Genomic DNA, 16,884 nt, shown 5'->3' with positions numbered 1-16,884 from the left:
CCCGCATGACACGCGCCGCTCACTCGCGGTGAGGGGCGCGGGTCGCCCACCGTTCCAGTCTCCCACGCTGCCAGTGGGCCGGACGCTGACCCGAAGGACATTGCGCCTGGCGTTGCCAGCAGGGATCCGGCCGGCTCCACGTCAGTTTTCGAAGCCGGGGACCGAGCCACTATACCGATGGATGGCGGCCCCGGTAGAGGCGCGGACGGGCAGCTTCCACGCGCCCGGGACGATTCCTCTCCGTAATCGCCGAGTGTCATCACTCACCGTACGAGCCGGGACAACCGACGGTCAGCGAGGGGCTTTCCGCCGGTCTGACAGGTCGGGCAGTACTGGAGGCTCGAATCGGCGAAGGACACCTCCCGCACCGTGTCGCCACAGACCGGACAGGGCAGGCCGGTCCGGGCGTGCACCTTCAGACCGGAGCGCTTCTCGCCCTTCAGCTCCGCCGCCCGCTGACCCAGCGAGCGGCGGACCGCGTCGCCGAGCACCGCCCGGGTCGCCGCGTGCAGCGCGGCCAGCTGGTCGTCGGTGAGCCGGTCGGTGATCGCGAACGGCGAGAGCTTCGCCGCGTGCAGGATCTCGTCGGAGTACGCGTTGCCGACCCCGGAGAGCACCGCCTGGTCGGTCAGCACCCCCTTGACCTGGCCCCGCCGGCTGCGCAGCCGCTCGGCGAAGGTGGGCAGGTCGGCACCGAGCGCGTCCGGCCCCAGCTTCGCCACCCCGGGCACCTGCGCCGGATCGGTCACCAGGTACACGGCCAGCTTCTTCTGGGTGCCCGCCTCGGTCAGGTCGAAGCCGGAGCCGTCGTCGAGGCGGACCCGCAGGGCGACCGGGCCCTTGCCGGGGCGCAGCGGGGTGGTGGACGGGAACGCCTCCCGGTAGTGCAGCCAGCCCGCCCGGGCCAGGTGCACCACCAGGTGCAGGCCGCCGTCGACCACCACGTCGAGGAACTTGCCGTGCCGGCGGGCGTCCACCACCGCCCGGCCCGACAGCGCCGAGGGCGCCGGGTCGTACGTCTTCAGGGCGCTGATCGCGGCGACCTCGACCCGGTCGACCCGCCGCCCCACCGCGCGCTCACGCAGGTAACCCGCGAGCGCCTCCACCTCCGGTAGTTCGGGCACGTTCCAACGGTAGCCTTCTTTCCCGTGAGCGCGAGGAACGAGCTTGCGAGTCCGCCGCGAGTGCGAGGAGCGAGCGTTGCGCGCCCCGCAGTCGTGAGCAGAGAGCGGCACAGTCGCGAACGAAAGGCGAGGTCCGTGAGAATCGTGGTGGCGCACAACCGGTACCGGGAAGCCCAGCCCTCCGGCGAGAACACGATCGTCGACTCGGAGATCGCCCAGCTGACCGACGCCGGTGTCGAGGTGCTGCCGTTCATCCGCAGCTCGGACGAGATCCCGTCGATGTCGAAGGCGGCCAAGGCCCTGCTGCCGATCTCCCCGATCTGGGCCCCGCGCGCCCAGGAGGACCTGTCCCGGCTGCTCACCACGCACCGCCCCGACGTGCTGCACCTGCACAACCCGTACCCGCTGATCTCGCCCTGGGTGGTGCGGACCGCGCACCGGCACGGCGTGCCGGTGGTGCAGACGGTGCACAACTACCGGCAGGTCTGCTCCTCCGGCATCTACTTCCGGGACGGGATGATCTGCCAGGACTGCAAGGGCCGGGCGCTCGGCGTGCCGGCGGTCGTGCACCGCTGCTACCGCAACTCCCGCGCGCAGAGCGCCCTGATGGCGACCACCCTGGCCGTGCACCGCGGCACCTGGCGCTCGGTCGACCGGTTCATCGCGCTGACCTCGGCGATCGCCGACCACCTGCGGGACTACGGCATCCCGGACGAGCGGATCGTGGTCAAGCCCAACTCCGTGCCCGACCCGGGCCGGCCGGCCCCGCTCGGCGACGGGTTCCTCTACATGGCCCGGCTCACCCCGGAGAAGGGCCTCGACCTGCTGCTGGAGGCGTGGCGCCGGCACCCGGTGGGCACGCTGGGCACGCTGCGCGTCGCCGGCGACGGGGAGCTGCGACCGTTGGTCGAGGCGGCCGCCGCGGAGCGCGCCGACGTGGTCTACCTGGGCCAGCTCGACCGGGCCGGGGTACGCGCCGCGGTCGAGGCGAGCGCGGTGGTGATCGCCGCGTCGATGTGGCACGACGTCCTGCCGACCGTGATCATCGAGGCGCTGGCCAGCGGGCGGCCGGTGCTCGGCACCGCGCTCGGCGGCATCCCGTACCTGGTCGGGGCGGACGGTCCCCGGGAGCCGGCCGGCACCGGGTCGGCGGAGATCGCCTCCGCGGTCCCCGGCGGGGGCGTCGCGCCGCTGCCCGCCGGCGTGGTGACCGGCACCGCCGGCTGGGTGGTCCCGCCGGAGCCGACCGCGATGGCCGCCGCCCTCCCGCTCGCCCGGGCCGGCGCCGGCGCCCTGTCCCAGCCGGCCCGGCTCCGCTACGAGCAGACCTTCCACCCCGACGTCGTCACCAAGCGCCTCCTAGACATCTACGCCTCCATCACCCGCCCCTGACCCCACCCGCCCCTCGCCGGCTTTTCGCGTGCACTTTCGGAGAACGCGTGGCTATTCCGGCTCGGATAGCCACGTTTTCTCCGAAAGTGCGGCCAGGGAAGGCGGCGAGGAGGCGGGGGCGGGGCGGGTGGGGGTGAGGGGGTCAGCGGAGGGAGGCGCGGGCGGAGAAGGCGATGCTGGCCAGGAGGAAGCCGCCGTTGACGATCGTGAAGGCGATGATCACCCAGTAGGTGAGGGCCGGGGCGAGCATCAGGACCAGCGCGGCCACGAAGATCACCGCGCCGTAGTCGCGGACCAGCTTCATCAGGCGTACCGGCAGCGAGGTCGAGGTGACCATGCTGGCGGCGTTCGGGCCGGCCTGCATCACCGAGGTCACCAGGTTGACCATCCAGGTGCCGGCGAAGACCGCGACCAGCCAGGTCGGCGTCTCCGGCCGCTGCGCCACGGCGGTCGCCGCCAGGGCGGCCACCAGCGCGATCTGGGCGGCCACGTCGCAGAGCACGTCCACCCGGGCGCCCGCCGCGCTGCCCTGCCCGGTCACCCGGGCCAGCTGACCGTCGGCGCAGTCCAGCGAGTACGCGACCTGCCAGCCGACCAGCGCGACCAGCCCGACCACCCAGGCGGGTACGTCGCCGGCGGCGACTCGGTCGGCGAGTGCCACCACGGCCACGGAGGTGGCCAGCCCGAGCACCAGGTTGGCGATGGTCAGCGCCGTCGGCCGCAGCCCGAGGCGCTGGGCGACCAGCGCGAAGACCGCGCCGAGCCACTGGCTGAGCGACTCGCTGAACAGGCCGCCGCCCCGGTTGACCCGGTGGAAGTCGGCAACGGTGGGACGGGGCTCAGCCACAGTGGTCGCGGATTGCACCGGCGTAGTCTGCCAGCCGCTCCCGCGTCTCGGTAGGCGCCATCGCCAGGTGTTCGAGGATGGTGTACCGGTCCGGCCGGGTGGCCGGCGCGAACTGCACCGCCTCGACGAACTGGTCGTCGGTCAGCCCCACCTCGGCGGGGAGCCGGGGCAGTTGGTGCCGGGCCAGGCAGGCCGACATCTCGGTGAAGCGCCGCCGGTCGCCGCGCAGCCAGGTGCAGAACAGTGCCCCGAGGCCGGCCAGCTCACCGTGCGAGGCGGTGCCGGGGAAGAGCGCGTCGACGGCGTGCATGATCTCGTGGCAGCCACCGCTGGCCGGCCGGCTGGTGCCGCAGACCGCCATCGCCAGGCCGCTGGAGATCAGGGCCTCGGCGAGCACGGTGACGAAGGCGTCGTCGGCCATGTCGCCCGGGTGGTTGAGTACCGCCTCGGCGCCCATCCGGGCCAGCGAGGCGGCCAGGCCGTCGACCGGCTCGCCCCGGACCTGCCGGGCCAGCTCCCAGTCGGCCAGCGCGCTGATGTTGCTCACCGCATCGCCGATGCCCGCCCGGTTGTGCCGTTCCGGGCCGCTCTCCACGAAGTCCAGGTCGACGATGACCGCGATCGGGATGTGTACGCCGTAGGAGCCCTTGATCCCCTCGCTGACCAGGCTGGCGACCGGGGAGGCGATCCCGTCGTTGGCCAGGCTGGTGGCCACGGTGACCATGGGAAGTCCGCGCCGGGTGGCGGCGTACTTGGCGACGTCTATCGTCTTGCCGCCACCGATGCCGACCACCGCGTCGTACGAGCGGGCACGGAGCTTGCTGCCCAGGTCGTCGGCGGAGTCGAGCGTGCCACCGGCGACGGTGAACACGTCGGCCGACCGCAGTGACGGCCGGATCAGCTCGGCGATCTGCTCGCCCTGCCCCGGCCCCACCACCACGGCCACGTCGCCGCCGGCGGAGATCCGCCCGTCGGCGAGGATCGCGGCGAGGTCGGCCACCGCCCCGCGCCGCACGTCGATGTGCAGCGGGGTCAGCACCGTACGAGCTAGTAGCGGCACGCGATCTCCCGCGCCCGGGCCAGGTCGGCGTGGTTGTCGACCTCGACCCAGGAGACGTCGCCGATCGGCGCCGCGCGCACCTCGCCGCCCCGGTCGGCGAACTCCTGGTAGCCGTCCTCGTAGTAGAGGTCGGGGTCACGCCGCCAGGTCGCCTCCAGCGCGTCGGCGAGGGGGCCGGCCACCTGCGGCTCGATCAGCGTCGCGCCGATGTACTCCCCGTACGCCTCGCCCGGGTCCATGATCTTGGTGATCCGGGTGAGCTGGCCGGCGGCGTCGAAGGTGGTCTTCATCTCCTCCTCGGCCAGCGCCTTGATGTTGTCGATCGCCAGCAGGATGCCCGGCCCGCGCTCGGCGAGCAGGGTCTTCTCCACGCTCACCGGGTGCACGGTGTCGCCGTTGACCAGCAGCACGCCCCGGGCGAAGTGCTCGCGCGCCAGCCAGAGCGAGTACGCGTTGTTCCATTCCTCGGCCTTGTCGTTGTGCACGAGGGTGAGCCGGACGCCGTAGCGCTCCTCCAGCGCCGCCTGGCGCTGGACGACCGCGTCGGCGGCGTACCCGACCACGATCACGATCTCGGTGAGCCCGACCTCGGCGAGGTTGCGCAGCGCGATGTCCAGGATGGTGATCTCACCGTCCACCGGCACCAGCGCCTTGGGCAGGGTGTCGGTGTACGGGCGCAGTCGGCGCCCCGCACCGGCCGCGAGCACCATCCCGATCATGCGGGGTCCTCCCTCGTACGACTCCAGGTCACCGTGGAGGATAGCCCCGCGTGACGGTGGGGCTGCCGCCAACCGGGGCCAGAGGGGCTGTCAGCCGGGCAGGGCGGCCAGGTCGGCCAGCACCGCGAGCCGCTCCTCGGCGGTGAGCGCCGCGTACGGGCCGGCGGCGCGGCGGTCGGTCTCCAGCTCGATCGCCCGGCGTTCCGGCCCCGCCGGCAGCTCGCTGATGCTCGACGGGGTGTGCCCGGCGGCGGTCCACGCGGCGGCGTGCGCGTCGGCCCGGTGGTAACGCAGCGTGCCGAGCCGGTTCAGCAGGAGCACCCCGGGCGGCGTGCCGTCCGGCTCGTACGGCGGGGCCATGGTGGCGAACGCGGGGGTCGGCTCGGCGTCGGGCTCCCCGGCGAGCAGCAGCGCGTACGCCAGCAGCCGGCCGAACGCCTCGACCAGCCGCAGCACCCGGTCGTCGTGCCCGGCCCACAGCTCCTCGGTGACCTCGCCGTGCACCTGGTAGATCTCGGTGAGGAAGTCGGTGCCCCGCTCGGTGGCGGCGAAGCCGCCGTCCGGCCGGCGGACGATCATCCCGTGCGCCACCTGTTTGTCCAGGGCCCGCTGGCAGGTGGCCGGATCCCGGTAGCGGGTGACGGCGGCGAAGCCCGCCCCGTCGACCGTGCCGCCCGGCGCGGCGAGCCGGGTGCGGAACTCGACCAGGAAGCCGGTGGCGGCGGGACCGCCGTACCGCTGGCTCAGCTCGGCGCCGCCGCCGTCGCGGCCGGCGAGCATGCCGGCGACGAAGGTCCGGTCGATTACCGGGGCGACCAGCCCGGCGAACCGGTGCGGCGCCAGCTCGACGTCGGAGTTCACCGACCGATCGACCGCAGCGCGGCGACGGCGGTCTCGCCCGGTTCCAGATGGCCGCCGCCGATGTCCCAGGCATTGGGAAAAAGGCTCCGCTCGGGAGATCGGCGCTGAAGGAGGAGGCGGCCGTCGTCGTCCACGATCAGCGCGCCGGCGCAGCGGAGAGGCTCGGTGGGCACGTGCCGACAGTAGCGAGCGGGCGTCGGTCGCGCCGATGCCCGGTCTTGTCCCGGTCTGCCACCTGGGCCCACCATGTGGGTACCGGGTGCCGCCGTCCCAAAGGGGTGATGCGTGATGCAGGTTCGGGAAGCTATGTCCAACGAGGTGCTCATGGTGGGTCCGGAGCACACGCTCCGGCAGGCCGCCCAGATGATGTCGGCCCGCCGGGTCGGCTCGGCGGTGGTGATCGACCCCGACTCCGAAGGGGTCGGGATCATGACGGAACGGGACGTGCTCAACGCGATCGGGGCCGGGCTGGACTGCGACGTGGAACGCACCAGGGCGCACGTGAGCTGGGACGTCGTCTACGCCGGTCCGGATTGGACGGTGGAGGAGGCGGCCGCGGCGATGGCCCGGGGCGGCTTCCGCCACCTGGTGGTGTTCGACGGCCGGGAGGTGGCCGGGGTGATCTCCGTGCGCGACCTCATGCGGGTCTGGTCGCAGCAGCGGCTCACCGTGGGTTGAGTCCCGGCCGGGGGTCGTCCGCACCTGTCGCGGCGGCCCCTGACCGGCCCGAACTCCCCCGTCGACGAGAGTCCCGCTCACGTCCGTCGGTCGATCATCTGCCCGCATGTTGAACTTGGCGTGTATGCCGGTCGGACCGGCCGGGACAGGCCCTAGGCTCGTGCGCATGACCGCCGAGCAGCTGATCTCGTTCGCCCGTGGAGCTCCCTCGCTGGACATCGTCGATGTCGAGGGTCTCAAGGCAGCCGCCGTCCGTGCCTTCGACGCCGACCCCGCCGGAATCACGGCGTACGGCACCTCCGTCGGGTACCCACCCCTGCGGAAGTGGATCGCCGAGAAGCACGGCGTCGAGGCGGATCAGGTACTGATCACCAACGGCTCGCTCCAGGCGGACGCGTTCCTCTTCGACCACCTGGTCCGCCGCGGTGACGCGGTGGTCGTGGAGCGTCCCACGTACGACCGGACCCTGCTCAACCTCCAGCGGATGGGCGGCGAGATCCACGGCGTCTCGATCCAGCCGGACGGCCTCGACACCGCCGAGCTGCGCAAGCTGCTGGAGTCCGGGGTGCGGCCCCGGCTGGCGCACGTCATCCCGAACTACCAGAACCCGGCCGGCGTGACGCTCTCCCTGGAGAAGCGCCGCGAGCTGCTCGACCTGGCCGTCGAGTACGAGTTCACGATCTTCGAGGACGACCCGTACGCCGACATCCGGTTCCGGGGCGAGGCGCTGCCGTCGATGCTCTCGCTGGACACCCGCAACGTGGTGGTGCACGCCTCCAGCTTCACCAAGACGGTCTGCCCGGGCGTCCGGGTCGGCTACCTGGTCGGGTCGGCGGACCTGATCGCCGACATCGCCAAGAAGGCGACCAGCCTCTACATCTCGCCCGGGATGGTCTCCGAGGCGATCGTGCACCAGTTCTGCGTCTCGGGCGAGATCGAGCGGTCGATCGAGACCGTGTCGACCGCCCTCGGCGAGCGGGCCCGGGTGCTCGCCGAGTCGCTGCGCCGGCACCTCCCCGAGGCCAGCTTCGTCGAGCCGGACGGCGGCTACTTCCTCTGGGTGGAGTTCCCGGCGGACGTGGACGTGGCCCGGCTCGCCCCGGCCGCCGCCGAGCGCGGCGTCGCCGTGGTCAAGGGCAGCGACTTCATGGTCGACGGCGGGCAGCACGCGCTCCGGCTGGCCTTTTCCGCCGTCACCGCGGACCGGATCGACGAGGGCGTCCGCCGGCTGGCGGAGGCCGTGGCCGCCGTCCGGGGCTGAATATCTGTCGGGTTTCCGACAATCTGGCGATGCCGGCCGGCCCGGGGCACCCCTCGGGCCGGCCGGCGGCTCACAATGCTGCGAGCGTCGCTCACCTGCCCACGCGCGGCCGGGTCACCGGTCGCGCCGCCCGTACGCGCGACGCCGCCCAGCATCACCCCCCGCCCCCACCGGCGCCGGGTGGGCCGCGTCGCCCCCTCACCCCCCTGAACGCGGCGCGCCCACCCGGCGCCACCCCTTCGTGATCTTGCGCCGGTGGCGGCGGATTCCGTCCGATCGGGCGTATTGGCAGCACACCCGCGTGATCACGAAGTCGCCGGCGGGCCGGCCGGCGCGGGGCAGCGCGGCCGGCGGAGGCGTAGCCTGCAAGCCGCAGCAGCGTGGGGAGGGGGACGCCATGACGGACCGGGTCCAGCGGGAGCGGTCGACGAACCAGCACACCGGGCGGGTGCTCAGCCCCCGCGCCTGGACGGCGCCGGTCCGGGCGATGTCCCGCATCCTCAACGCCGACGGTTCCCCCCGCATCCCGGCCCCGGCCGGGCCCGGGCGCAGCGGCGTGGTCGACTGCGGCCTCTACGTCGACGGGGAACGCCAGCCCGGCCAGTGGCACTACGCCGACGCGCTGGAGGCGGCCCGCGGGGAGCGCAACGCCTTCGTCTGGCTCGGCCTGCACGAGCCGGAGCTGGCCGAGATGACCGCCATCGCGGAGACGTACGGCCTGCACGAGCTGGCGGTCGAGGACGCGGTCAAGGCCCAGCAGCGCCCCAAGCTGGAGCGCTTCGGCGAGGTCACCTTCCTGGTGTTGCGCACGGCCCGCTACTGCGAGCACGCGGAGCTGACCGAGAACTCCGAGGTGGTCGAGACCGGCCAGGTGATGCTCTTCATCGGGCCGAACTTCCTGATCAGCGTCCGGCACGGCGACGCCTGCCGGCTCGCCCCGGTCCGCGCCGACCTGGAGGCCAAGCGGGACCTGCTGCTGCACGGCCCGTGGGCCGTGGCGTACGCGGTCACCGACCGGGTGGTGGACCTCTACCTGGAGGTGGCCGACCAGCTGGAGGACGACCTGGACGTGCTGGAGGCCGACGTCTTCGACCGGCAGAGCAGCGGCCGGATCCAGCGGATCTACCAGATGAAGCGGGAGCTGGTGGAGTTCAAGCGGGCGGTGATCCCGTTGCAGCGGCCGTTGCTGACCCTCACCGCGCAGGTCAACCGGGAGGTGCCGCAGGAGGTGCGGCGCTACTTCCGGGACGTGCAGGACCACCTCAGCCGCACCGTCGAGCAGGTCAACTCCTACGACGACCTGCTCAACTCCATCCTCCAGGCGCGACTGGCGCAGGTCACCGTCGACCAGAACAACGACATGCGCAAGATCGCCGCCTGGGCCGCCATCGCCGCGGTCTGGACCGCGTTCGCCGGGGTCTACGGGATGAACTTCGAGAACATGCCCGAGCTGAAGTGGACGTACGGCTATCCGGGCGTGCTGGCCCTGATGCTCGCCATCTCGCTGGCGCTGTACCGCTGGTTCCGCCGTAACGGCTGGCTCTGACCCGCACGCCGACGGCGGCCGGTCCGGGCCGGCGGGCGCGCGACCGACCCCGGACACGCCGGCGGCGCGGGAGTCGCCTCCCGCGCCGCCAGCGATCCGCCTGGTCAGCGACGGCTGCTGGACTTCGCGCCGTTCTTGCCGATCGCCTTGCTGAGGTCGTCCGCCGGCCGGCCGGAGACGTCCGTGGCGCCCTCGGCGACCGAGGGGACCTTGTCGTTGGCGTGGATCACCGGCTGGGTGCCGGGGGTGGTGGTCGAGGCGCTGTCGGCACCGGCCACCGCCGAGCTGCCCGCGCCGGTGGGGCCACCGGCCGTGCCGGCGCCGCTGGACATCGTGGACGAGTCGGTCACCTTGCCTCCGTTCGCCGACGGGGTCTCGACGACCAGGGTGTCCACCTCGTCGCGGACGGTCTCCACGCCCTGCGTCGGGTCGTACTCCGCCCACTCCTGCTGCTCGCGGCGGCGGCGCATGGCCATCGCGCCGGCCACGCCGGCGACCGCGCCGGCGGCCAGCAGGCCGGTCATCATCGACCCGCTCTTCTTCTGCTTCTTCTTCGCGGCCTTCAGGTTCCTGGCCTTGGCCTTCCTGCTCATCGCCGGCTGCGTGGCGGCGGCCTTCCGGCCGGTGAGGGCCTTGCCCGCCGTCTGCGCCTGGGCGTTCCGGACCGCCAGGGCCAGCGGCGCGAGCGCCGCGACCGTCGACGCGAAACCGCTGGACGCCCGGTCGCGCGCGATGACGGCCCGCGGCCCGACCGTGGCGCCGGCACCCTTCGCCGCGTACGTGGCGGCCTGCCTCAGGTGACCGATGCCCTGGTTCAGCTCAGCCTTCGCGAGCTGCCCCTGGGTCTTGCGCCGCCCGATTCCAAACACGGTCCCACCTCCTGGGAGTTGTTCCTTCGTCATCCTCCACCTTCGGATGCCTCCGCACTGCCAGATCGGGCACATGGGAGGATCCGCATGGAACTGACCAACGAGTGAGGAGTACCCGTGGCCGAGGCTGTCTACGCCACCTTGCACACCAACGCTGGCTCGATCCGGCTGGAGCTCTTCCCCAACCACGCTCCGAAGACCGTCCGCAACTTCGTCGACCTGGCGGAGGGCAACAAGGAATACACCGACCCGCGCACGGGTCAGCCGGGCAGCGGGCCGTACTACGACGGCACCATCTCGCACCGGGTGATCAGCGGCTTCATGGTCCAGATGGGCGACCCGACCGGCACCGGCCGTGGTGGCCCGGGTTACAAGTTCGGCGACGAGTTCCACCCGGAGCTGCGCTTCGACCGGCCGTACCTGCTGGCGATGGCGAACGCCGGGCCGGGCACCAACGGCTCGCAGTTCTTCATCACGGTGTCGCCGACCCCGCACCTGAACAACCGGCACACCATCTTCGGCCAGGTCGCCGACGAGCAGTCGGCGAAGGTCGTGGACGCGATCGCGAACACCCCGACCGGCCCGAGCGACCGGCCGCTGCAGGACGTCGTGATCGAGCGGGTCGAGATCGAGCGCACCCCGGCCTGATCGCCCTGGCGAGGTACCTTTGCACGCATGACTGATCGCCCCGGGCCGGCCGGCGACGCCACCGGCGGGCCGGTGCCGACCACTCCGGTCTGCTACCGCCACTCCGACCGGGAGACGTACGTCCGCTGCACCCGCTGCGACCGGCCGATCTGTCCGGAGTGCATGCGGGAGGCCTCCGTCGGCCACCAGTGCCCGGAGTGCGTGAACGAGGGACGCCGCAGCGTGCGGCCGGCGCGTACCGCCTTCGGTGGCGGTGCCGCCGGCCGCCGCGGCCTCGTCACCCGCACCCTGATCGCGTTGAACGTGCTGGCCATGGTGCTGTCGATCCTCAGCGACCGGGGCGGCGACTCGATGGTCGGCGGCTCCGGCCTGGGCGGGCTGCTCGGCGGGGGCACGCCGTTGACCGAGTGGGGCGCGGTGCTGAGCTACGCCTCCTACGTCCCGTTCGGGGAGCCGCACGGCGTGGCGGCCGGCGAGTGGTACCGCCTGGTCACCGCGATGTTCCTGCACTACGGCCTGGTGCACCTGCTGCTGAACATGTGGGCGCTCTGGGTGCTCGGCCGGGACCTGGAGGCCCTGCTCGGGCCGCTGCGCTTCCTCGGGCTCTACCTGGTCGCCGGCCTCGGCGGCAACGTCGCGGCCTACCTGTTCAGCGAACCGAACGCGGCGTCGGCCGGCGCGTCCACCGCGATCTTCGGGCTCTTCGCCGCGGTCTTCGTGATCATGCGGCGGCTGGGCCGGGACACCTCGGCGATCGTGCCGGTCCTGGTGATCAACCTGATCTTCACCTTCACCGTGCCGAACATCTCCATCCCGGGCCACATCGGCGGCCTGGTCACCGGCGCGGCGATGGGTTGGGTGCTGGCGTACGCGCCGCGCATGCGCCGATCGGTCTTCCAGGCCGGCGGCACGGCGGTCGTCCTGGTGGCGCTGCTCGGCCTGGTGATCGTCCGCACCGCGATGCTGACCGGCTGAGCCGCTGCCCGATGCTCGTCGGCTGAGCCGCTGCTCAGTGGCGAGCGGCGGCCCGGACCGACCGGAGCGTCTCGGCCACCTCGTCGGGCGGGGCGCCGAGGTCGTACCGGCCGAAGATGTGCAGCGACTCCCCGGCGTCGATCTCCAGGGTCTCGGTGGACAGCCCGAGCCGGGACCGCCGGTCCACCGTGATCGCCTCGACGGCCGGCCAGGGCAGGTGCCGCCGGCCGGCGTACCCGTGGATGACGGTGACCCCGGCCGGGTCGGCGGCGAGGCGGACCGGGGCGAGCAGGTCGCGCAGCGCCCAGCCGACCAGGCCGGCGGCGACCGCGACGGTCAGCACGGCCTGGACCCGGTCACCGTCGGCGAGCAGCAGGCCGAGCGCGACCAGCAGCACCGCGCCGACCAGCTTCACCACCGGCAGGGCCGGCGGCACCCGCCACTGGTGGGACGGGGACGATGGAGGTTGCACGGGTCCAGCATGCCAGCCGGACGGGGCCACTGTCGGGGGCGGACGACACCGGCTCCCGGAGGACGTAGTATCGACGGCAGCCAGGTTACCGGGGAGTAGATATGAGTGACGCAGTCATTGTCGGCGCGGTACGCACCCCGGTGGGGCGGCGCAAGGGCAGCCTGTCCGCCGTGCATCCGGTCGACCTCTCGGCGCACGTGCTGCGCGCCCTCGCCGAGCGCACCGGCATCGAGCCCGGCCAGGTCGACGACGTGGTCTGGGGCTGCGTGTCCCAGGTCGGCGAGCAGTCCTGGAACATCGCCCGCAACGGCGTGCTCGCCGCCGGCTGGCCCGAGTCGGTCCCCGGCACCACCGTGGACCGGCAGTGCGGGTCCAGCCAGCAGGCGCTGCACTTCGCCGCCGCGGCGGTCGCCTCCGGCCAGGCCGACCTGGTGGTCGCCGGTGGCGTCGAGTCGATGACCCGGGTGCCGATGGGCTCCAGCGTCGCCGGCGGGATGCCCTTCAGCGACCAGCTCCGCGACCGCTACCGGGGTGTCGAGGGCTTCGCCGCCGACGAGCCGCTGCCGTTCAACCAGGGCGTGGGCGCCGAGCTGATCGCCGCGCGCTGGCGCTTCTCCCGTACCCAGCTCGACGAGTTCGCGCTGGCCAGCCACGAGAAGGCGGCCGCCGCGCAGGACGCCGGCGCGTTCGACCCCGAGCTGGCCCCGGTGGCGCTCGCCGACGGCGGCAAGTTCGCCGCCGACGAGGGCATCCGCCGGGACACCTCACTGGAGAAGCTCGGCGAGCTGAAGACCCCGTTCCGCGCCGACGGCGTGGTCACCGCCGGGTCCGCGTCGCAGATCTCCGACGGCGCGGCCGCGCTCGCCGTCACCACCAGCGAGTGGGCCAGCCGGCACGGCCTGCGACCGCTGGCCCGCATCCACACCGCCGTGGTCGCCGCCGACGACCCGGTCACCATGCTCACCGCGCCGATCCCGGCCACCGCGAAGGCGCTGCGCCGCGCGGGGCTGGGCATCGAGGAGATCGGGGTGTACGAGGTGAACGAGGCGTTCGCCCCGGTGCCGCTGGCCTGGCTGGCCGAGACCGAGGCGGACCCGGACCGGCTCAACCCGCGCGGTGGCGCGATCGCCCTCGGTCACCCGCTCGGTGCCAGCGGCGCCCGGATCATGACCACCATGCTCCAGCACATGCGCGACAACGGCATCCGGTACGGCCTGCAGACCATGTGCGAGGGCGGCGGCATGGCCAACGCCACCATCGTCGAGCTGCTCTGACGGCCACGACCACGACGGGTCCTCGCCGGGGCGGGCGGAATACGCGTGACTCCGCCACCGGCGACGGCCTAGATTTCGCGGCGTGACCGAGACCTCGACGCCGCGGACCGACTGGGCCGACCCGCACTGGCAGGCGACCGTCCTGGAGTGGGTGGCCGACCGGCTCGACCGGAGCGGTCGTCGGGTGACCGGGCCCGTCGAACCCCGGATGCGGCCCTGGTCGCTGGTCTGGCGGGTGCCCACCGACAGCGGGGACGTCTGGTTCAAGGCCAACAACCCGGGCACCCGGCACGAGGCGGGGCTCGTGGCCGAGCTGGCCCGGCTGACCCCGGACCGGGTGCTCCACCCGATCGCCGTGGACACCGGGCGCGGCTGGTCCCTGCTGCCCGACGGCGGCCCGAGCCTGCGGGACACGCTCGCCGCCGCGCCGGACCTGTCCCGCTGGGAGCGGCTGCTGCCCGGGTACGCGGCGCTCCAGCTCACCGTCGCGCCGCACGCGCAGCGGCTGCTCGCCCTCGGGGTGCCCGACCACCGGCCGGCGGGGCTGCCGGAACGGTTCGAGGTGCTGCTGGACGACGAGGAGGCGCTGCTGCTCGGCGCGGAGAACGGGATGGACCCGGAACTGCACCAGCGGCTGCGGGCGTACCGGGGGGAGTTCGGGGCGCTCTGCGGGCGGCTGGCGGACTTCGGGGTGCCGGCGAGCATCCAGCACGACGACCTGCACGACGGCAACGTCTTCGTCGCCGCCGACGGGTACCGCTTCTTCGACTGGGGGGACGCCTCCGTCGCCCACCCCTTCGGCACGCTGCTGGTGACGCTGCGCTCCGTGGCGTACGCCGGCGAACTGTCCGCCGACGACCCGGCGCTGCTGCGGCTGCGGGACGCGTACCTGGAGGCGTGGACCGACCGGTACGACCGGGCGGCGCTGCGCGAGGCCGCCGAGCTGGCGATGCGGGTGACCACGGTCAGCCGGGCGCTGTCCTGGCAGCGCGCCCTGGTCACCCCCGACCCGGCCCGCGCCGAGTACGCCGAGGCGGTGCCCGGTTGGCTCGGGGAGCTCTTCGCGCCGCTGCCGGTCTGACCGTCCGCTGCCCGGCGCGCGGGACTGATATCCCGGCAGGCTCCGGAATGGACGCCGACGGGGTGGACAGCACGCCGTGGGCCAGGCAGGATTCCCCCCGGTCGGTGTTGAGCGCGTGTCCACGCCCGCTCCGCCGTCCGACGACCTTCACCAGAACGGGGAATCCGTGACGATCACCTCCGCTCCGACGGGCCTACGCCGTGCCGCCCGCCGGATGCTCACCGCCGCCGTGGCCGGGATGCTTCTCGCGACCGCGGCGGTCGCCGCACCGAGCGAGCCGGCGCAGGCCGCCGGCTACACCGGACCGCACCCGGGCACCTTCACCGGGCTGGGCTTCGACGCCTGCACCGTGCCGTCGGACGCGCAGATGACCGCCTGGCTGCAGTCGCCGTACCGGGCGGTCGGCGTCTACATCGGCGGGGTCAACCGGGGCTGCACCCAGCCCAACCTGACCCGGGAGTGGGTGGCGAGCCAGCAGGCGAAGGGTTGGCGGCTCTTCCCGCTCTACGTCGGCCTCCAGGCGCCCTGCACGACCTACCTGCGGCGGATCGACCCGGCGCAGGCGGCGGCCCAGGGTCGGGCGGCGGCCGACGACGCGGCGACGAACGCCCGCAACCTCGGCATCGTCCTGCAGAGCACCATCATCCTGGACATCGAGTACTACAACGCGGGCGACGCCGCCTGCTCGGCCGCGGTGCTCTCGTTCAGCAGCGCGTGGAGCGCCCGCCTGCACGACCACGGCTACCTCTCCGGTCTCTACACCAGCAGCGGCGGGGGCGGTCTCCAGGACCACGTGGCCGCCTACGGGAAGCCGGGACACGTGTCTCCCGACCTGCTGGACTTCGCCAACTGGGACGGCGTGAAGACGGTGTCCCACCCCACCATCCCGGCGACGTACTGGGTGAAGCGGCGGATGAAGCAGTACCAGGGCGACCACGACGAGACGTGGGGCGGCGTCACGATCAACATCGACAGCAACTACCTCGACCTGGAGCTGCCGCCGACGCGGTACCGGTCCGGTGTGGTGAGGCCGACCCGCTGACCCGAGCCCTCCCAGCGTCCGACGACCCTCACCAGAACGGGGAACCCGTGACGATCACCTCCGCTCCGTCGGGTCTGCGGCGGGCCGCCCACCGGCTGCTGACCGCCGCCGTGGCCGGGATGCTCCTCGCCACCGCCGGGATCGCCGCCACCGACCGCCCGGCTCGGGCCGCCGGCTACACCGGGCCGCACCCGGGCACCTTCACCGGGCTGGGCTTCGACACCTGCGCCGCGCCCACCGGCGCCCAGATGACGGCCTGGCTGCAGTCGCCGTACCGGGCGATCGGGATCTACATCGGCGGGGTCAACCGGGGCTGCGCGCAGGCCAACCTCACCAGGGAGTGGGTGGCCAACCAGCAGGCCAAGGGCTGGCGGTTCTTCCCGCTCTACGTCGGCCTCCAGGCACCGTGCTCGACGTACCAGCGGAAGATCGACCCGGCGCAGGCAGCGGCGCAGGGGCGGGCGGCGGCCGACGACGCCGTGACCAGGGCCCGGGGCCTCGGCCTCCCGGTGCAGAGCACGATCATCCTGGACATGGAGCGCTACCCCTCGGGCGACGCCGCCTGCTCGACCGCGGTCCTGAAGTTCACCAGCGCGTGGACCGCCCGCCTGCACGACCACGGCTACCTGTCCGGCCTCTACACCAATACCCGGTCCGCCGGTCTCCAGGACCACGTCGGCGCCTACTCCCAGCCCGGTCACATCCGACCGGACGTGGTGGACTTCGCCAACTGGGACGGCGTGCAGACGACGTCGGACCCGGCCATCCCGGCGAACTACTGGGTGCCGAAGCGGCGGATGAAGCAGTACCAGGGCGACCACCACGAGACCTGGGGCGGCGTCCGGCTCAACATCGACAGCAACTACCTCGACCTCGAGGTGCCGATGACCCGCTACCGGTCGGCGACGGTGACGCCGACCCGGCCCAGTTCCCGCGCCGCCGGGTTCGGTCCGTTCCGTATGACCCGCTCGACCCGCTGACCCGAGCCGCTCTCGCGTCTGTCGCTCCGATGACGGACAGGCGGTGCGACAGGGG

At 73.1% G+C, this 16,884-nt stretch carries 18 protein-coding genes; 10 read left to right on the top strand and 8 right to left on the bottom strand.

The annotated features are described in order from the left end of the window. Positions 1-263: 263 nt before the first annotated feature. Entirely contained in the window at positions 264-1,124 is an 861-nt protein-coding gene (locus tag ACTMS9_RS26145; protein WP_441143853.1) for an Fpg/Nei family DNA glycosylase, read from the bottom strand. A gap of 135 nt (positions 1,125-1,259) precedes the next feature. On the opposite strand from ACTMS9_RS26145, the gene ACTMS9_RS26140 reads away from it, so the two are divergent. After that, positions 1,260-2,516, top strand: coding sequence for a glycosyltransferase family 4 protein (locus ACTMS9_RS26140; protein ID WP_441166250.1), 1,257 nt, complete (start codon positions 1,260-1,262; stop codon positions 2,514-2,516). Between the two features lie 142 nt (positions 2,517-2,658). Here the strand turns inward: ACTMS9_RS26140 and ACTMS9_RS26135 are convergent, their stop codons facing one another. From ACTMS9_RS26135 to ACTMS9_RS26115, 5 genes are all read right to left on the bottom strand, one after another. After that, positions 2,659-3,381: a CDP-alcohol phosphatidyltransferase family protein gene (locus ACTMS9_RS26135; protein ID WP_441166249.1), complete on the bottom strand. Its 723-nt coding sequence runs from the start codon at positions 3,379-3,381 to the stop codon at positions 2,659-2,661. Further along, complete coding sequence (locus tag ACTMS9_RS26130; RefSeq protein ID WP_441166248.1) at positions 3,356-4,423, bottom strand: iron-containing alcohol dehydrogenase family protein; 1,068 nt, start codon at positions 4,421-4,423, stop codon at positions 3,356-3,358. The genes ACTMS9_RS26135 and ACTMS9_RS26130 overlap by 26 nt, the downstream gene beginning before the upstream one ends. Then, a complete protein-coding gene (locus ACTMS9_RS26125; protein WP_441166247.1) occupies positions 4,411-5,142 on the bottom strand; it encodes a sugar phosphate nucleotidyltransferase in 732 nt (243 codons plus the stop codon). Before ACTMS9_RS26125 ends, ACTMS9_RS26130 begins: the two co-directional genes overlap by 13 nt. Before the next feature lie 90 nt (positions 5,143-5,232). Further along, entirely contained in the window at positions 5,233-6,003 is a 771-nt protein-coding gene (locus ACTMS9_RS26120) for a hypothetical protein (protein ID WP_441166246.1), read from the bottom strand. Continuing rightward, positions 6,000-6,176 carry an NUDIX domain-containing protein gene (locus ACTMS9_RS26115; RefSeq protein WP_441166245.1) on the bottom strand — a complete coding sequence of 59 codons (177 nt, stop codon included), beginning with the start codon at positions 6,174-6,176 and terminating at the stop codon, positions 6,000-6,002. Before ACTMS9_RS26115 ends, ACTMS9_RS26120 begins: the two co-directional genes overlap by 4 nt. A 115-nt stretch (positions 6,177-6,291) precedes the next feature. On the opposite strand from ACTMS9_RS26115, the gene ACTMS9_RS26110 reads away from it, so the two are divergent. The 3 genes from ACTMS9_RS26110 (at position 6,292) to corA (ending at position 9,488) form a co-directional block, all read left to right on the top strand. Beyond that, on the top strand, positions 6,292-6,681 hold the full coding sequence (locus ACTMS9_RS26110) for a CBS domain-containing protein (RefSeq protein WP_441166244.1): 390 nt from the start codon (positions 6,292-6,294) through the stop codon (positions 6,679-6,681). Positions 6,682-6,847: 166 nt separating this feature from the next. Continuing rightward, positions 6,848-7,942 carry an aminotransferase-like domain-containing protein gene (locus tag ACTMS9_RS26105; RefSeq protein WP_357615023.1) on the top strand — a complete coding sequence of 365 codons (1,095 nt, stop codon included), beginning with the start codon at positions 6,848-6,850 and terminating at the stop codon, positions 7,940-7,942. Between the two features lie 397 nt (positions 7,943-8,339). Then, positions 8,340-9,488 (top strand): magnesium/cobalt transporter CorA, encoded by a 1,149-nt coding sequence (gene corA, locus ACTMS9_RS26100; protein ID WP_280839040.1) that lies wholly within the window; start codon positions 8,340-8,342, stop codon positions 9,486-9,488. Positions 9,489-9,592: 104 nt separating this feature from the next. Here corA and ACTMS9_RS26095 read toward each other — a convergent pair whose 3' ends face one another. Then, positions 9,593-10,390 carry a hypothetical protein gene (locus tag ACTMS9_RS26095; protein ID WP_441166243.1) on the bottom strand — a complete coding sequence of 266 codons (798 nt, stop codon included), beginning with the start codon at positions 10,388-10,390 and terminating at the stop codon, positions 9,593-9,595. 84 nt (positions 10,391-10,474) lie between these two features. On the opposite strand from ACTMS9_RS26095, the gene ACTMS9_RS26090 reads away from it, so the two are divergent. Together ACTMS9_RS26090 and ACTMS9_RS26085 are read left to right on the top strand one after the other, a co-directional pair. Beyond that, the gene (locus tag ACTMS9_RS26090; RefSeq protein WP_280839038.1) at positions 10,475-11,005 is read left to right on the top strand and encodes a peptidylprolyl isomerase; all 531 of its coding nucleotides are present in this window, start codon (positions 10,475-10,477) and stop codon (positions 11,003-11,005) included. 27 nt (positions 11,006-11,032) lie between these two features. Next, the gene (locus ACTMS9_RS26085) at positions 11,033-11,980 is read left to right on the top strand and encodes a rhomboid family intramembrane serine protease (protein ID WP_441166242.1); all 948 of its coding nucleotides are present in this window, start codon (positions 11,033-11,035) and stop codon (positions 11,978-11,980) included. A 34-nt stretch (positions 11,981-12,014) separates the two neighbouring features. Here the strand turns inward: ACTMS9_RS26085 and ACTMS9_RS26080 are convergent, their stop codons facing one another. Then, entirely contained in the window at positions 12,015-12,452 is a 438-nt protein-coding gene (locus tag ACTMS9_RS26080; RefSeq protein ID WP_441143872.1) for a PH domain-containing protein, read from the bottom strand. A gap of 101 nt (positions 12,453-12,553) precedes the next feature. On the opposite strand from ACTMS9_RS26080, the gene ACTMS9_RS26075 reads away from it, so the two are divergent. The 4 genes from ACTMS9_RS26075 (at position 12,554) to ACTMS9_RS26060 (ending at position 16,829) form a co-directional block, all read left to right on the top strand. Beyond that, a complete protein-coding gene (locus ACTMS9_RS26075; RefSeq protein WP_280839035.1) occupies positions 12,554-13,726 on the top strand; it encodes a thiolase family protein in 1,173 nt (390 codons plus the stop codon). Between the two features lie 82 nt (positions 13,727-13,808). Next, complete coding sequence (locus ACTMS9_RS26070) at positions 13,809-14,807, top strand: phosphotransferase family protein (RefSeq protein ID WP_441143874.1); 999 nt, start codon at positions 13,809-13,811, stop codon at positions 14,805-14,807. Positions 14,808-14,973: 166 nt separating this feature from the next. Beyond that, on the top strand, positions 14,974-15,849 hold the full coding sequence (locus ACTMS9_RS26065) for a DUF1906 domain-containing protein (protein WP_441166241.1): 876 nt from the start codon (positions 14,974-14,976) through the stop codon (positions 15,847-15,849). Between the two features lie 47 nt (positions 15,850-15,896). After that, positions 15,897-16,829 carry a DUF1906 domain-containing protein gene (locus ACTMS9_RS26060; RefSeq protein ID WP_441143878.1) on the top strand — a complete coding sequence of 311 codons (933 nt, stop codon included), beginning with the start codon at positions 15,897-15,899 and terminating at the stop codon, positions 16,827-16,829. Positions 16,830-16,884 lie beyond the last annotated feature (55 nt).

The sequence above is a fragment of the Micromonospora sp. L31 genome (assembly GCF_052068075.1).
Classification (GTDB): Bacteria; Actinomycetota; Actinomycetes; order Mycobacteriales; family Micromonosporaceae; genus Micromonospora; species Micromonospora purpureochromogenes.
The sequence above is the reverse complement of the archived record's forward strand: the minus strand, read 5'-3'. Positions and strand labels throughout refer to the sequence as shown.

Coding starts and splice junctions, on each gene's coding strand:
- ACTMS9_RS26125 (WP_441166247.1), bottom strand. CDS start 5,142: ATGATCGGGATGGTGCTCGCGGCCGGTGCGGGGCGCCGACTGCGCCCG.
- ACTMS9_RS26110 (WP_441166244.1), top strand. CDS start 6,292: ATGCAGGTTCGGGAAGCTATGTCCAACGAGGTGCTCATGGTGGGTCCG.
- ACTMS9_RS26105 (WP_357615023.1), top strand. CDS start 6,848: ATGACCGCCGAGCAGCTGATCTCGTTCGCCCGTGGAGCTCCCTCGCTG.
- corA (WP_280839040.1), top strand. CDS start 8,340: ATGACGGACCGGGTCCAGCGGGAGCGGTCGACGAACCAGCACACCGGG.
- ACTMS9_RS26095 (WP_441166243.1), bottom strand. CDS start 10,390: ATGACGAAGGAACAACTCCCAGGAGGTGGGACCGTGTTTGGAATCGGG.
- ACTMS9_RS26085 (WP_441166242.1), top strand. CDS start 11,033: ATGACTGATCGCCCCGGGCCGGCCGGCGACGCCACCGGCGGGCCGGTG.
- ACTMS9_RS26075 (WP_280839035.1), top strand. CDS start 12,554: ATGAGTGACGCAGTCATTGTCGGCGCGGTACGCACCCCGGTGGGGCGG.